Source organism: Phaeodactylibacter xiamenensis (assembly GCF_000759025.1).
GTDB lineage: Bacteria > Bacteroidota > Bacteroidia > Chitinophagales > Saprospiraceae > Phaeodactylibacter > Phaeodactylibacter xiamenensis.
Genome location: NZ_JPOS01000075.1, coordinates 14,411 through 30,562 on the forward strand (window position 1 = coordinate 14,411; position 16,152 = coordinate 30,562).

9 protein-coding genes are annotated in these 16,152 nt (G+C 52.6%); 6 read left to right on the forward strand and 3 right to left on the reverse strand.

The window, feature by feature from the left end:
* Nucleotides 1–7: 7 nt before the first annotated feature.
* Nucleotides 8–2,131, reverse strand: coding sequence for a prolyl oligopeptidase family serine peptidase (locus tag IX84_RS18515; protein WP_044224126.1), 2,124 nt, complete (start codon nucleotides 2,129–2,131; stop codon nucleotides 8–10).
* A gap of 255 nt (nucleotides 2,132–2,386) precedes the next feature.
* On the opposite strand from IX84_RS18515, the gene IX84_RS18520 reads away from it, so the two are divergent.
* The 4 genes from IX84_RS18520 (at nucleotide 2,387) to IX84_RS18535 (ending at nucleotide 9,160) form a co-directional block, all read left to right on the forward strand.
* Nucleotides 2,387–3,547: a hypothetical protein gene (locus IX84_RS18520; RefSeq protein WP_044224128.1), complete on the forward strand. Its 1,161-nt coding sequence runs from the start codon at nucleotides 2,387–2,389 to the stop codon at nucleotides 3,545–3,547.
* A 41-nt stretch (nucleotides 3,548–3,588) separates the two neighbouring features.
* On the forward strand, nucleotides 3,589–4,212 hold the full coding sequence (gene miaE, locus IX84_RS18525; protein ID WP_044224130.1) for a tRNA-(ms[2]io[6]A)-hydroxylase: 624 nt from the start codon (nucleotides 3,589–3,591) through the stop codon (nucleotides 4,210–4,212).
* A 246-nt stretch (nucleotides 4,213–4,458) separates the two neighbouring features.
* Nucleotides 4,459–7,713: a maltose alpha-D-glucosyltransferase gene (gene treS / locus IX84_RS18530; RefSeq protein WP_044224133.1), complete on the forward strand. Its 3,255-nt coding sequence runs from the start codon at nucleotides 4,459–4,461 to the stop codon at nucleotides 7,711–7,713.
* Nucleotides 7,714–7,792: 79 nt separating this feature from the next.
* Nucleotides 7,793–9,160 carry a DNA recombination protein RmuC gene (locus IX84_RS18535; protein ID WP_044224135.1) on the forward strand — a complete coding sequence of 456 codons (1,368 nt, stop codon included), beginning with the start codon at nucleotides 7,793–7,795 and terminating at the stop codon, nucleotides 9,158–9,160.
* On the opposite strand, the gene IX84_RS18540 is transcribed toward IX84_RS18535, so the two are convergent.
* Entirely contained in the window at nucleotides 9,141–10,031 is an 891-nt protein-coding gene (locus IX84_RS18540) for a pepsin/retropepsin-like aspartic protease family protein (RefSeq protein WP_152605137.1), read from the reverse strand. The two genes, IX84_RS18535 and IX84_RS18540, sit on opposite strands and share 20 nt — an antisense overlap.
* Nucleotides 10,032–10,190: 159 nt before the next feature.
* Here IX84_RS18540 and IX84_RS18545 point away from each other — a divergent pair, with 159 nt between their 5' ends.
* Nucleotides 10,191–10,772 (forward strand): 1-acyl-sn-glycerol-3-phosphate acyltransferase, encoded by a 582-nt coding sequence (locus IX84_RS18545; RefSeq protein WP_044224139.1) that lies wholly within the window; start codon nucleotides 10,191–10,193, stop codon nucleotides 10,770–10,772.
* Between the two features lie 18 nt (nucleotides 10,773–10,790).
* Here the strand turns inward: IX84_RS18545 and IX84_RS18550 are convergent, their stop codons facing one another.
* Nucleotides 10,791–13,445, reverse strand: a complete 2,655-nt coding sequence (locus IX84_RS18550; RefSeq protein ID WP_044224141.1) for a S8 family serine peptidase — start codon at nucleotides 13,443–13,445, stop codon at nucleotides 10,791–10,793.
* 227 nt (nucleotides 13,446–13,672) lie between these two features.
* Here IX84_RS18550 and IX84_RS18555 point away from each other — a divergent pair, with 227 nt between their 5' ends.
* Complete coding sequence (locus IX84_RS18555) at nucleotides 13,673–16,117, forward strand: carboxypeptidase regulatory-like domain-containing protein (protein ID WP_044224143.1); 2,445 nt, start codon at nucleotides 13,673–13,675, stop codon at nucleotides 16,115–16,117.
* Nucleotides 16,118–16,152 lie beyond the last annotated feature (35 nt).

Sequence of the window (16,152 nt, forward strand, 5' to 3'; positions counted from 1 at the left end):
ACGCGGTTTAATCCCGTACGGGCGTTTTCAAGTGGTACAATAGAAACGCCATTATATCTGCTGCTGTTTCATCAAATGCTTGTGCCTGCGGTACCGGGTAAATGATTGCCGGTGCCTGGGCAGTTTGTTGATACTGTAACGCAGCACCCATTTTCCAGGTATGCACAGGCATTACAACATCACTGTTGAGATGTGCAGCGAGCATCGTGGCCGGATACTGGTCTGCCGGTAGTTTATGCACAGGCGAATAGGCGAAAATAGGATCAAACTGATTGGGGGCATCGGGGGCTCCAAATTCAGGTAGCCACTTCCACCCGGACCCAAACTCCGGATAACGGAGCAGGTCATAGAGCCCGTCAATGCCTGCAACAGCTCCGAAGAGATCAGGGCGTTGCGCCAGGCTTGCACTGGCAATCAGCCCGCCATGGCCTTCGCCGTATACCCCAAGGCGGCTTGCCGTTGTGTATTGATTGGCGATCAGATACTCGGCAGCTGCCTGGAAGTCGTCAAACGTATTTTGCTTATATTCCCGCTGTCCTGCCCGGCGGAGTTTGGTGTTCAGTGCACTGCCCCCTCTGAGGGCGGGAATCGCACAAATGCCGCCCTGCCTCAGCATGAGCTGTGCCATCAGCCGTTCCTGCGTATTGTACATGGGCGCAAAAGGCCCCTCCTGACGCCCGCCGGCGAAAATAAGGGTGGGGTGCTGGCCATTCAGCTTTAGCTCTCTCGTGTGAATCACGTACATGCTGATTGGTGTCCCATCGTAACTTTCCAAACGCACCAGGCGGGTTTCAAAATTACCGGGCTTCAGGATAGTGACGGGGGTATGGAAAGCCGTCATCCGTTCTGCTTCAAGATCGAGGTGGTAAACCTGAGGCGGCTCCAGAATATTACCATAGCTAATGAAAACATTTGGGTCATCATACTGACTGCTGATATCAAGTATATGGCCGTTTTCAGGCAGTTTCGGGCGTTTGAGCAGCTTACCTTTCGTATCGTATATCGCCATGGCGCTGCCGGCTTCTCCCTGATATACAGCCAGAAGGTTGCCATTTACCCAATGCACGGATGACAGTGGTGAGGAGCTTGCCGGCAAAATAGTCTCCCAGTAGTTAGGGGCAGACAGATCTGGGTCAACCCGTATCAGGCGGCGGTTCGGGGCATCAAGGTTGGTAATAAGATAAAACCCGGCTGCATCAGCTCCTGCCCATTCCAGTTGATGTTCCAGCCCCTCAGCAATGGTTGTAAAGCCCGCGTCTGTTTCCCCGGCAGGCCGCCCGTATATCGCCTGATGCCCATCGGCATCAGTGGACAGTAGTACCAGGTAGTCCTGCACCGGGCTCAGGTGCACCTCAAACCTGAACCTGGGGTCGCTGCGATCTGCATAAATGAGCTCGTCTTCTGATTGGTCAGTGCCCGGTCGATGGTAGCAGACCTGCTGGAAAAGATAAGGCTCGGTGGGGCTGCCCGGGCGGGCGTAGCGGCTGTAGAAAAAACCGCTGCCGTACCAGGTGATATTGCTGTGGCGAACAAACCGAAGGGTGTCTGAAATGAACTTCTCTTGCTCAAGATCGAACAGGAGAAGATCTTCCCATTCAGAATGGGCTAAGGACCGCTTCAGGGCCAGTAATGTGCCATCCGGAGAAGGTGTAAAGCTGGTAATGTCAGATGCGGTTGGCCAGCCCAGGCTTTGCGGGTTGATTAGTTGTTTTTCCGGAGCATTTAGGCTGTCTCTACGGAAAAGGCCTTTGCACACGCCTCGCTCTGACTTGAGGTAATAGTAGGCACCTTTGATAAGCCGGGGCGGGCTGATTGAGGTATAGTCGCTCAGCTGTGCGATTTCCTGTCTCAGTAAATCACGCCCCGGTAGCTGACTGAGATAGGCACGGGCTACCTCTGACTGGGCGGCAGTCCATGCTTTCGTTTGCGCAGAATCGGATTGTTCCAGCCACTGGTAAGGCGCGGGCACTTTATAACCAGAAAAATCATTGATCGCGGCTGTATCTCTTGGCGTATCGGGGTAGCTAACCGGGATGTGCGGAAAATCATAAGCCTGATCTGGTGAGCTGGATTGACAACCAAATAGCAGCAATGCTGTGCAACATAAAAGCAATAAGCCCGTATTTTTCATTAGGTTATAATTTTGGTTTGTCCTTTTTGCCTGACCCGAATCTCAATTAATAGCTATCTTGAGCTTTCCAGGCTGCAGGCTGGTGATTGTGTCCCGGGCTTGACTCGTACCCGGTTGAAACATTGGGGCTACATGGGCCATCCATAGCAGACAGCAAAGCCGTAGCCTGCCCGTTTTATTCGTTTCGCTATTAGCAATATAGGGAGGAAAGCTCAATCTTTCAGACCATTTGCAACGGCATAAAAACTTCATAGCATGCAAATTAAAGCATTTTTCGCCATCCTGATGTTTTCCGGGCTGCTAATCAGCAATGCTTATGCTCAGGATGAGGTTTTATATGATGAAAAAGAACGGCCTTATGTGCTGAATAAGGAAGGCAAACGTGCGTACCTCGTGCCTATCCCGGAAGGAGAAGCAGTGGGCCCTGACCATGCTGTACTTGACGTTGAGGTAACTCCTCTGCCCGGAGCCACAGTTATCACTTCTGAAGATTTGCGCCGTATTGCAGACCGGAAAGCTCAACTTGCGCAGCAGGCTGCTGCAATCGCCCGTCAGCGTGCAGACGAGGCACGGGACCATACCCTTTCTCTTCAGGAGCAGCTGGACTCAGCTATGACAAGGGAAAATAATACAGAACAAATCCTGCAACTGGAGGAACGGCTGAAAAATGCCCGGGAAATCGAATCGATTGCCATCAGGGAGGCCCGTATGGCACAGCAGGAAGCCGCTAATGCCAGGCAGATTCGAGATAATCAAACCTATGTGGAAGCTTATCAGCGCGAGCAGGACCGCAAAAGGCTGGAACTGCAGCAATTTGAAGGGATGGATGTGATCTCTTCGGATTCCTACGAAAATGTACTGCTTGATGATGACTACCGCCCCTTCGGCCATACCAATGAAGTGGTGCAATTCCCCAACTACAACTGCGTCTTTGAGTTTGAGGGCGTCAACTCCGGCGGAAAGTACCAGGTCAGCCAAAAGGAAGAGTTGTTGTTTACTCATACCCCAACCGAGCGCCTCCGGCCAGTGTTGGGAGGAAAGGAGTACCTCACCTGCCGGGCAGCTTTCAATCAGCTGGGCGGCTACCGGTATATCTCTATGGATTTCACCTTCGCCATGGACAATGCCAAACAGTTGTACGGCACGATTCAGAAGAGCTCCTTCCTGGTGATGATGACACTCAACAATCAGTATGTTAAGCTGCTGGCCGGCAACGGGAGCAGTGGTGTGCTCAACGAAAAGACCGGTGAGCTGACCTATCGGGTTATCTATCCGATAGACCAAAGCCAAATGAATTTGCTGAAACGTTTTGAGCTGGATAAGATCATTCTGGGGTGGAGCAGTGGCTATGAAGAGTATGAAACTTACCATCCGGGTCTGTTTATGCATCAGATTCAGTGCCTGGAGTCTCGTTGATTGGCTATATTTGCAGCCCGCAATAATCATGATACCCGCTTATGGACGTTAGAACCCGCGAAGAAGAACTGAGAGCCGTGCAAATGCTTGGGCTGAAGCTGCCTACCGATCCCCGTTGGGTCAATATGGCGGAAATGGAACTTGAGGAAATCCTTACCGATCACGCTTACTGCGAACAGAAGGCCGCCACTTCCTGCATCTCCCTGATTCAGGGCTACCCGGAACATGAGGACCTGGTCCGGGAACTGGCCCCCATCGTTACTGAGGAGTGGGGGCATTTCCGCATGGTCCTCAAAGAGTTGGACAAGCGTGGGCTTAAGCTCGGCCGTCAGCGCAAAGACGAATACGTCAATAAACTACTGGCTTTTCACAAAAAGGGCGGAAGCAGAGAAGACCGCCTGCTGGATAAACTCCTCACCTGCGCACTGATTGAAGCCCGCAGCTGTGAACGCTTTCGCCTGCTTTCCCTGAATATCCGGGAAGAAGAATTGAAAGAGTGGTACCACAAATTCATGGTGGCTGAAGCCGGGCATTACCGCTTGTTTATTGACTTAGCCAAACAATACTGCGATGAAGCCAAAGTCCGTGCCCGCTGGAAGGAATTCCTGGAGCGCGAAGCAGAGATTATGGAAGAGCTGGACCTGCGGGGCGACCGCATGCATTAGTCATTATCTCTGTGCGGCAGATTTTCTTTTCTCAGCAGATATGCTTATTATCGCTTTCCCTACCATAAGACCAAAGCAGGAAATCCGGTAGCATAGCTGCACAAAGACAGTGCGCGTGCCGTTTCCTATCCGAAGACCGCAATGAAATCATTGATGATGGCAAAGGGGCAGGTGCTATCCTGTCCTGTACCCAAAAGGTCTGTGATTTTAGGCAATTCCATCTTAAAACCGCACTAATTTAACTTCATGCCGCAGCAAAACAAGACACCGCAGGACCCCCTCTGGTTTAAGGACGCCATCATTTACGAACTCCACATTAAAGCCTTTCAGGACAGCAACGCCGATGGGATCGGCGACTTTAACGGGCTAATACAGCGGCTGGATTACCTGCAGGACCTTGGTATTACTGCTATCTGGCTCTTGCCCTTTTATCCGTCACCTCAACGGGACGGCGGCTACGATATCTCAGATTATTACTCCATCAATCCCGACTACGGCACGGTCCGGCAATTTAAAACACTGCTGGATGAAGCCCACAAACGCGGGCTGAAGGTGATTACAGAGCTGGTCATCAACCATACCTCCGATCAGCACCCCTGGTTTCAGCGCGCACGCAAGGCACCGGCCGGCAGCCCCGAGCGCGACTATTACGTTTGGAGCGAAACGACCGACCGGTACAAAGATGTCCGGATCATTTTCCAGGATTTTGAAAAGTCTAACTGGACCTGGGACGATCAGGCACAAGCCTACTATTGGCACCGCTTTTACAGCCATCAGCCCGACCTGAATTTTGACAATCCCGCCGTGCAGGGGGAAATCTTTAAGATGATTGACTTCTGGACGGACATGGGCGTAGATGGCTTCCGCCTCGATGCCATCCCTTACCTGTTTGAACGGGACGGGACCAATTGCGAAAACCTGCCGGAGACCCATGTTTTCCTGAAAAAACTTCGCGCCCACGTTGAAGCCCGCAACCCCAACGTTATGCTTCTGGCAGAAGCCAATATGTGGCCGGAAGACTCTGCCTCTTACTTCGGGGATGGGGACGAATGCCATATGAACTACCACTTCCCCATCATGCCCCGCATGTTTATGGCGATTAAGATGGAGGACCGGTATCCGATCATCGATATCATCGAACAGACACCGGAAATTCCGGAAAACTGCCAGTGGGGCATTTTCCTGCGCAACCACGATGAGCTTACGTTGGAAATGGTGACCGATGAAGAGCGGGACTACATGTACCGGGCTTACAATAAAGATTCTGCTTCCCGCATCAATCTGGGGATCCGTCACCGCCTGGCCCCACTGCTGGACAACAACCGGCAGAAGATTGAGCTGATGAATTCCCTGCTCCTCAGCCTGCCCGGCACGCCGGTCCTGTACTACGGCGATGAAATTGGCATGGGCGACAACGTCCACCTGGGCGACCGGGACGGGGTGCGTACGCCTATGCAGTGGAATGTGGACCGCAATGCCGGATTTTCCAATACCCATCCGCACAAACTTTACCTCCCCCTGATCAACGACCCCGAGTACCAGTATTCCACCATCAACGTGGAGGTACAGCAAAACAATTCCTCATCGCTGCTTTGGTGGATGAGGCGCATTATTAACGTGCGGCGACGGTACAAAGCCTTCGGGCGTGGGGACATCAAATTCCTTTCGCCGGAAAATGCGAAGGTGCTGGCTTTCACCCGTTCGTTTGAAGACGAGCATTTGCTGGTTATTGCCAACCTGTCGAGGCATGCCCAGGCAGTCGACCTCGAGCTTCCCGAGTTTGAGCGCTATCAGCCAATCGAAACCTTCGGGCAGGCACAGTTCCCGCCCATTACCCGCGGGCAGAATCGCTTCACTATCGGGCCATTTGGCTACTATTGGTTTGAATTGGAACCGGCCTACCAGAATGGCCGCTCCAACGTTAATATACCGGAGTTGCAGTGGAGCCCTGAGCGATGGACGGATTTTATTCAGGACAAGAAGTACCATCCGGAATTCCGGGAGGTGGTACGCAAATTCCTTAGCCGGACCCAGAAATACAACATCGATGGGCGTAAGCTGGACAGTGTGGAAATCGTCAAGGTAGACCCGCTTCGCTACGAAGGTGGCCGTTCCCTGCTGATGATCCTGCGGACCCACTACACGGAAGGTTTTCCTGAGTTGTACTTCATGCCACTGGCTATGCGCAAAGGCGACTATCAGCGGCAGCCCAACGCTCCGGCAGCCAATCAAATTCTTTGCTGCCTCACCGGCATGGAGCAGGAAGGCTATATTTTTGAAGCTGATGAGAGCACCGGTTTCCGAAACTACCTGCTGCGCTATCTGCTCGAAGACAAAACAGAGCTCCCTGAAGGCTTTAGCTTCCAGCTGAGCAATCGTCTGAATGGCGATACTTCCGATCAGCCGCTGCCGCCCGCCCGGGTCATTGCCACTCAAAGCAATCACCGGGCCCTGGCCTTTGGCGACCAGTACTTCCTGAAGGTGTTCCGCCGGTTGGAAGACACGCCCAACCCGGAACTGGAAATCAACAAATACGGGCATGACTCTGACTTGCCGGTGCCAGGCTATTTGAGCCACCTGGAGTATCAGGACAAAAATAAACACCCTTATGTCCTCGCGGTCCTGGAGCCTTATGTAGCCAATCAGGGTACAGCCTGGACGTATTTTTATGATAATGCCAGGCGCTTCCTGGAATACATCAGCGTGGAGCGGGAGAACCTGCCACCTTTGAACGAAGGAATTCAGGCACAATTCTTTGGGGATATCCCCCTGACCCGCGCCCACTTGCTGGGGCAAACCGTGGCGGCCTTCCACAAAGGGCTAACAGAAAATGACCTGCCTGACTTTCAACCGGAGGCCTTCTCGCTCCACTACCAGCGGTCGCTGTTTTCGGCATGGAACTCTCAATTGCGGTCTGGGTTTCAGTTAATGAATAAGTCCAACCGGATGCCCGACCACCAAAAGGTCATGCTGCTGGAGCATAAAAAACGAATCACAGACGAGCTGCGCCAGATTTACGACCACAAACTCGATGCAGTAAAAATCCGGGTACACGGCGACCTGCAGCTGGAAAAAGTCCTGTTTACGGGTAATTCCTTTGTGCTGTTTAATTTTGAAGGGGACCGGACGCGCAGTTTTAGCGAACTTCGGCTCCGGAAGTCTCCTGTCCGTGACCTGGCCAGTCTGTCGAGCTCACTCTACTATGCTGCTCTGGGAGCTCTGATTACCCAGATTAAGCCCGTGCAGCCCAACGAAAGTCAATTGCTGGCGTATGCAGAGGCCTGGTATGATGCGATCCACAGTGCCTTCCTGGAAGGGTATTTGCCAGTGGCCCGGGAGGCCGGGCTCCTGCCATCCTCAGATGAAGACTGGGAGCTGCTCATGCATACTTTCCAGTTGGAGCGGCACCTCTACGAACTGGGCTTCGAGCTTCAACAGAACCGGGGATGGGAAGCTATTCCTTACTGTGGGCTGCTGCGGCAAATTGGTGCAAAAAGATAGGTGAAAGGTGCAGGTTTTAATCAAATGGTGTAACTTTATTGGCGATAGAGTTCCATTATTTTGTTGATAACCTATTGTTATGCCAGACGAATTATTGCTGAGCCTTCTGTTTTTGCTCATCGGGCTGTTTGCTGGTGGGCTGGTGGGCTGGCTTGCTGCCAAATTACGGTTTCAGCGCGATACTTTCTCTCAGGAGGACGTAGATGCGCAATACGTACATCGCAGCTTGTACCAACAGCTGGAGCAGCAGTCCGATGCGCAACGGGAAGACCTGTTTGAGCTACAGGAAGCCTACCGCCTGGCATCCGAAAAAGCTGCCCGCCTGGAGCAGGCTAACCTGCAGCTGGAAGATACCCTTCGCCACCAAAAGGAAGAGTCGGTGCAGTTGCAGCAACGCTTCCAGGCTGAATTTGAAAACCTGGCCAACCGCCTGCTGGAGGAAAAGAGCCGGAAGTTTACCGTACAAAACCATCAGCAGCTGGATCAGTTGCTGTCCCCACTCAGGGAACGTATTAAAACCTTTGAGGAGGGGATCGAAAAGCGGTTCGTGGAAGAAACCCGGGACCGCATCAGCCTGAAAAAGGAAATTGAAGGGCTGCGGGCACTCAATCAGCAACTGAGCGAAGATGCCAACAACCTGGCCAGCGCACTCAAGGGAGACAACAAAGCGCAAGGCGACTGGGGAGAAATACAGCTGGAACTCCTGCTGGAAAAAGCAGGGCTACAGAAAAACGTACACTTCCAGGTGCAGCCTACTTTCCGGGATGAAAATGGCAAAGCGAAACGCCCTGACTTTATTATCAATCTGCCAGAAGATAAAACCCTGATTATCGACTCCAAGGTTTCCCTGAAAGCCTATGACCGCTGCTTCAGTACCGAGGACAAACAGGAAAGGGAGCGCCATCTGAAAGCCCATATTGACAGCATACGGCGCCATATCCGTGACCTTAGCAGTAAGAATTACACCAATCTGTACCAGGTCCACACACCGGATTACCTCTTGCTTTACATTCCCATAGAACCAGCTTTCGCCCTGGCTGTGCAGCAGGACCCACAGCTATTTGTGGATGCCCTAGATGCCAACGTGGTGGTCGTATCGAATTCCACCTTACTGGCCACGATGCGCACCGTTAGTTATATCTGGAAACAGGAGAAACAGAAAAGTAGCGTGTTGGAGATTGCCCGGCAGAGCGGTATGCTCTACGATAAGTTTGTCAACTTTGTGGATGACCTGAAAGGGGTGGGGCAGCGCATTCAACAGGCACAACACGCCTACGATGATGCCATGAACAAACTCGTGGATTCAAAAAAGTACGGTGACACATTAGTAGGCCGGGCAGAACGCATCCGGGAACTGGGGGCCCGGACTTCCCGGCAGCTGCCTGAAGATATCGTGGAAGCTGCCCGGTCATCTGAGCTGGAGCCTCCTAAATCTGACGATGATTGATCTCTGAACCGTGGGGCCAGAAGTAGATGGTTTTCTTGTGGTAGTTGATTGCAAAGCGGTAACGTGCCAAAAACTCCAGCCCCAGAATACCATCAATATTCGAGGATATCCCTTTTTTTAGGGTAGCGAAAACGAAGGTGGTCGCATCAAAAGGCCGGTCTTCGATTTCCATTCCTGACACTGGTGCTTTGTCGAAGTAGTCCGGCATATTGGCAAAGTCCAGCAACTTTTGTTGCGTCGCCCGGCCCAAAACTTCTTTGGGAAGTTGTGGCAGGAGGTGCTCCCGCATCAGGTTGTAACGGCCACCGATGTCCAGCCCCAGCCGATAGGTTTTCCCACCAATTTCAGCTTGCAGTACCGGCAGCCCCTGTTCAAGGTCAAAAGGCAGGCTAAACTGTGGTTTGTGTTGTTCGTGCAGCCAGGTGTCCCTGCGGTCATAGAGCAGGACGACCTGATTGCGGAAGTCAAACATAACTTCAGATTGCCGCAACAGCTCTGCCCCAATAATCCCCATGATCTCCTGATTGGCCGTTGACTCAAGATGGCTGATGTTCATCGCCACGGCTTTCATGTCCTGACGTTCCATGCCTGCCCATTCAAATTGGTCCACACTTACCGGAATACCGCTAAACACAGACCGCTGCTGTTGGGCCGGAACCCTTACCAGGCCATTTACTTGTTGGGGGTTGACTACCGATTGGGGGAAGCCGGTATCCAGGATAAAGCTGCCCGTTTCTCCATTCATACGGGCTTCTACAATGACCATGTTATTGACCAGGCGAAAAGGTATCTTTTTGAAGTCGTTGCTTTGTGGAAGTACAGTATGGCTACAGAACGCAGCAAATATTAGTGTGGTAAGTAGTTTCTTCATCTCTTCTTATCTTTTCCACACGTTGCCCTGTCCAAAAACACCAGCAGGGTAACGTTAAATTAATAGTAAGTTAACATACAGTTAACATTAAACGTTTGTCTGTGGAGATAAGTTTCCTGTTCAGCAATATTTCCCATATTTGCGGCAGAACTTAATGAAATGGGAAAGCGACTTGCAGAATTTTTGCTCGGGTTGTCCGGCTGGCGCCTAAACCCTTCCGTGCCTGAGGAGGTCAGCCACTGCGTAATCATTGCGGCGCCGCATACGTCCAACTGGGATATCTACTATGCCCGGCTGGGTTTTTACGTCATGGGCGTGCCCCTGAAGTTTACCATCAAACGGGAGTGGATGCGTTTTCCGCTCAACCTGATTATTGGCCCGCTCGGAGGCTTAGCCATCGACCGCCGGCCGCGGGGAGCTTCCGGCGAACGGCCCAGCTACACTCAGTTGATGGCAGAGCTGTTGGAAAAGCACGATAAAATTGCCATCATGGTCACACCGGAGGGGACCCGCGCAAAGCGCGATAAGTGGAAAACAGGCTTTTACTACGCTGCCCTTCAGGCCAAAGCACCCATATGCCTGGGCTATCTCGACTATGTCAAAAAAGAAGCTGGTGTTGGCGGCACGGTTTATCCATCCGGTGACATCGAAGCAGACCTGAAAAAAATCATGGATTTTTACAAAGATATTTCTGGTAAGCACCCGGAGCAGTTTGCGCTGGATCAGCGGTATGCCGGATAGTGGCCAATAGCCATCAAATTATTCTGCTGAATGGTGCAGGACAGGCTGGCGGAAGACTTGGGTGCCCACATTTGCGCGAAGCAGGTACCAGCCCCGGGGCAAGGATGGAGGTATGGGTAAACGGACCGGTTGATCGGAGCGCAGGCGCATTGTCCTTTGCAAAATTAGCCGGCCATCCACACCAAGTAATTGTATCTCTGCCTCTGGCGCAGCAGTAGTAACTTTCAGTTGCAATTGGCTTCCAAAGGGGTTGGGCCAGGCTTGCAGTGCATTTCCGGTTCTTTTCGGCGCATCTGCACTACTGATCAGCGGTTGCTCCTGAATATCCACACAATAATCTTCCACTTCTCCAAAGTGGATATGAGGCTCACAGGGCTGGGGGCGCATGCTGCCAAAACCGGCCCATTTAAGGCTAATACGCATCAGGGTATTGCCGGTCGCTGCACCGTCAGGGATAAACAGTTCTGTGCCCAGACTGTCATATCCCGGAAGTAGTATGGTATCTACCAAGAGCTCAGCAGTTGGTGCAAAGTGCCCGTCCTGATTCAGGTCAATCCAGATCCGAATGTATTCCGGATAGGCGATATGCTGAAACCCCGGGCGTACACTAACCGGGACGATCTGCCCACGTGAAGCTGAAAAGCCCGCTCCCGGAAATAAGGGGTTACCTTCATTCAGCCCACTGTGGTGGTATTGTGTACCGAAACTCACCGCATCGATCCATTCCGTGCCGGAGGTACCACCGTAGGAAGTACAGTACTCAAAGTCGGTACAACTACCGCAACCTGTGGTCACAAAACGTAAACTGGAAAAGCTGTTGCTGTCTTCTGCACAAGTTGTAGTCAGGTAGGCTTCGTAAGCGGTGCAGGGGGAGAGCCCACTCAGCTGCAGGCTATGCCCACTGTGGGTGGTGTTGAAAATCCAGCCTGAGTCATCCTGCACCCGAATTTGGTAGGCCGTATTGTTTTCAGAAACTTCCCAGCTTAGGGCGGCACTGGTATTGCCAACTGATGTGGCAGTGAGTTGGGCAGGAGGAAGGCAGCATCCCTGCGTGCGTACCTCAGCTATCGGAGATACTGAAGTCAGGCCGTCTGTACATTGGCGGACCAGCCTGACTTCATATCCGGTGCAGGTGTCCAGGCCGGTCAGCAGGAATGGGGAAGATGCATTAGGGGCTGATTCCCATTCGGCAGAACCAGCAGGGCGCCAATCGAGGGTAACCGAAAGGCTGCTGTCTGCGGTAGTCCATTGGGCGAGGGCTTCCTGTGTTCCATTGGGGGTAAGGTTCAGATTGTAAACCGGAGCACAAGGGGCACAGTTGAGCGCAAGCTCCTGAAGGGCCCGGAAGGTATTAAGCCGTCCTCCGGTAACTGTTTGTCCGGCCATAGAAGGCAGGGCATCCGTGGTGTTGAGCAGTATAGACTTGGCTTCCAGTGCTGCAGCGCCGGGATCAGTATGGGCAAGGCTGCTTAAGTCAGGGCAGGTGGCACTGTACAGCAACCCGATGGTGCCTGCGGCGATAGGGCTGGCAAAGGAAGTGCCGGAGCTCCAGCCGTAACTTCCGCCCGGGTGTGTGGTGAAAACTTCTTTTCCAGGTGCTGCCAGGTCTACAGACACCGGGCCATAGGCACCTGTGCATTCATCCATGCGGTCAGAAGCAGTGACGGTAATCAGATAGGGGCTGCTGCAGGCGGTAGGCATATCACCTACTTCGTCAATGTTCCAGCCTGAGTTGGAAGTAGCGGCACAATTTAGGATACCTGCTTCCCCCAGGTCATCGTAAATCTGACACCAAACCGGCGCTTCCGAGGGAGAAAGGCCGTTGACGCCCCATGATGTATTAGTGGCTACTACAAATGCGCCAGCTTCCCCTTGTGTTTCGTTGTAGCGTAGTCTTTGTTCCAGTACATACGCATAGGCGGCGATAGCATCTGCTTCAGTTTGGCTGCTGCCGGCTACCACCATGATTTTAATCTGAGGAGCTATGCCTGTGCCTCCGTTGCCATTTTGCCAGGCGGCACCAATCATACCTGCTACCGGTGTGCCGTGGTGCCCCTGATGGATGTGGTCGCTTTCCAAAACAGGGTTCCAGCCATGGTAATCGTCTACGTAGCCGTTTTGGTCGTCATCGATATGGTTATTAGGTATTTCCTTCCGGTTATGCCATAGCTTAGGGGCAAGGTCAGGGTGGTTGGCCTGAATGCCATCGTCCAGCATAGCGATGACGATGGTGTCCCCAAATGCTGTAGCCGGGCCATAGGAGGGGAGGCTCCAGGCTAGTTCGGCGTCTACATCTGCATCGGGCACGCTGTTTTGGGCGGACAGGTTTTGCCATTGCCACTGCTGCGGAAAGAACGGATCAGCGGGTATAGTGTCCCGGATTTGCAAGCGGTGGTTGAGTTGTACAAGGTTTACGTCAGGAGATTTGGAGAGCTGCTGAATGGCTTCGGCCGGACCGTAGTGCAGGGTGTCATAAGCCAGCAGGTGTATGAAAGTACGCCGGGAAAGCGTTTTTTTGTAAACGAAGCCTGTGGGGAAAGCGTCTTTGTTCAGGGCCTTTTCGCTGTTCAACTGCACGATGAGTTCACCGGGCACACGCTGTCCGTAAGCGGAAGCAAATAGCACGCAACAGATCAGAAAACAGTAATTTTTTTTGCGCCGGGCGCATCTCATAGGCCAGTCAGATTTTGTGAACACAACAAAACAAAAAGGGCGGCCGTTATGCTGCTGGGCTGATTTCTGTCGATAAACCCCTGTTGATGCTTAGAATGCGACATTTTGAAAAAGTGTTCAACAAAAGCAGTAGGGGGAATATGGCACAAATTGTGATATTTAATTTTTCTTTACCTTTGATTGCAGACTTTCGGCATCCTCAAATCCGAAATTGAAAACACACGACTATGAAACTATTGCTCAATGCCCTAACGGCAGCCTTTTTATTGACAGCTATTTTGCCGGCAGAGGCACAACTGGGGCGGGCGAACAAAGACTACGAATTAGGCGCCTTCAACCTGGCTGTCCGTTCTTACCTGGAATTGCTGGAAAAGCGCCCGGCTAATTACGAAGCTATGGTGAAGCTGGCAGACTCCTACCGGTACCTCAACCAAATGGAAGAAGCCCGTAGCTGGTTCGAGAAGGTCATCCGCGAGCATCGGCTGGAAGGCGAACAGATGTTTCAGTATGCGCAGGTGCTAAAGGCGCTGGGGAGCTACGAAAAGGCTGAACAGTGGTTCCTTGCCTATGCCCGTGCCAATAAAGATGACCAGGAACGGGGCAACCATTTTGCCCAGAGTTGCCGCTTTGCCCGCAATCAGATCGGGCAGTCCTCCTCCTATTTGGTAAGCAATGAGTTTATCAATTCCAATGCCTCAGATTTTGCACCAACCTTTTACGGCGATCAGGTGGTTTTTTCTTCCGCGCGCAATAACCGGCAGCAGCCGGGAGCGTCCTGGACCGGGCGTTCTAATAATCAGCTCTACATGGCCCGCCTGGGGGGCAACGGCTTCCTGGAAGCCGAAGTGCCTCTGCAGAGCCGCATGCGGGAAAATTTCGTCAACCTCGGCCCGCTTACCTATGGGCCTGAATTGAGGGAAGTGGTCTATACCAAAAACAACTTTATCGATGGTACCCGCCACATGCCAACCGGAGGGCTGGAATTAAGCATGGCCATGTCGCCCATTAATCAGAATGGTGAATGGACAGAGGAAATGCCTTTTCCCTACAACGGCTCGGGCTTCTCCACTGGCTGGCCTAACATCTCTCCGGATGGAAATACACTTTATTTTGCTTCTGACCGTCCCGATGGCTTTGGTGGGTTCGACATCTACGTCTCCTACCGGATGGGCAACACCTGGAGCGCACCTGAAAATCTCGGCCCGGTCGTGAATTCGCCCGGCGATGAGATTTCTCCTTTCCATGATGGAGACTATCTGTACTTCTCCAGCAACTACCATCAGGGCATGGGAGGGTACGATATCTTCCGTGCTGAACAAGCCAATGGCCGGTATGCCAGGATTTTCCACCTCGGCAATTTAATCAATAGCAGCCGCGACGATTATGGCTTCATCTACGATGGTTTCCGCAACCTGGGCTATATGGTGTCCAACCGCCCTGGTGGGCGCGGGCATGAGGATATCTATAAAGTTTTCAAATCGGCTGACAATATTGTGTTGAAAGTTCGCAACGCCTCCGATGGCACGCCTATCCCTTACGCTACTATCGACTTCATCAATTGTGGGGAAGGGCTCTTCAAGGCAGACAGCCGGGGGCAATACAGCTTTCAGGCGGTCGAAGGGCTGGACTGTGAGATCGTAGTCCGTGCTGATGGTTACTCCGATGCGGTGTTTCGGGTGTCTACATTAGGCTTACGCCAAAACCGGGAGCATGATATTATGCTGGCTAAGCAAGGTGAGCAGTACGGGGGGCAGGTGCTAAACTATCAGTCGCGTATGCCGGTGGCTGGCGTACAGGTTACCGCTACCAATCTGGCCACTAATACCAGTATGGAAGCACAAACTGATGCCAACGGGGAGTATGCCCTGGCACTCAGCCCTAATTCGGCTTACAGCGTGCGGTACTCCCGGCCTGGTTTCCGGGACATCAACCGCAACATCAATACCAATGAAGGGAATGACCGTTCTATTCTGGGGGTTATTTCCATCCTGCCAACCGACTCAGCCCCTGCAGCCCCTATGCAGCCCGGTATCGATACCCGCCCGGGTACTCAGGCAGAAGGCCCTGAGGATGCCTTGCCCACCACAAGTGGCTTTTCGGTACAGGTAGCTGCCTTAAGCAAGCCTGGCCTGGATCAGTTTAGCGAGCTTACTTCAATCGGGCAGGTCTATTCCAAGGTAGAGAATGGCGTATACAAAATCAGAGTGGGCGTGTTCAGCACCCGTGCTCAGGCTGATCAGGCGCTAAAGTCTATCAAGACAGAGGGCTATAAGGAAGCCTTCATCGTTACCGAGCAGGGCACCGGGCAGAGCATCCGTCCCAAAGGCTATGATGCACCGGGTACGGGCTTTACCCCAAGAGGAAATACCCCTCCACAGTCCTATAATCAAAACCCTCCGGCACGTGCCGCTGAAGCCCGGCCTGCTACCGGTGATTACATGATCCAACTGGCCGCCTATCAGGATATCCGCTGGTTTGACCCGGCTACAGTTCGTGGTCTGGGGGAAATCCGGCAGTCCCGAAGAGATGATGGACTGACAGTCATGTATCTCTCAGGGTATACGACTATGGAGCAGGCTATTCGGGCCTGGCAGCAAGTCAAGTCTAACGGTTACAATACCGCCTATGTCGTCCGGGATACGAATGGCAGCCTGGAGAAGGTTTATCCATAGGATTTCTCAGGTACTCGATACCAGCAAATGCCCCG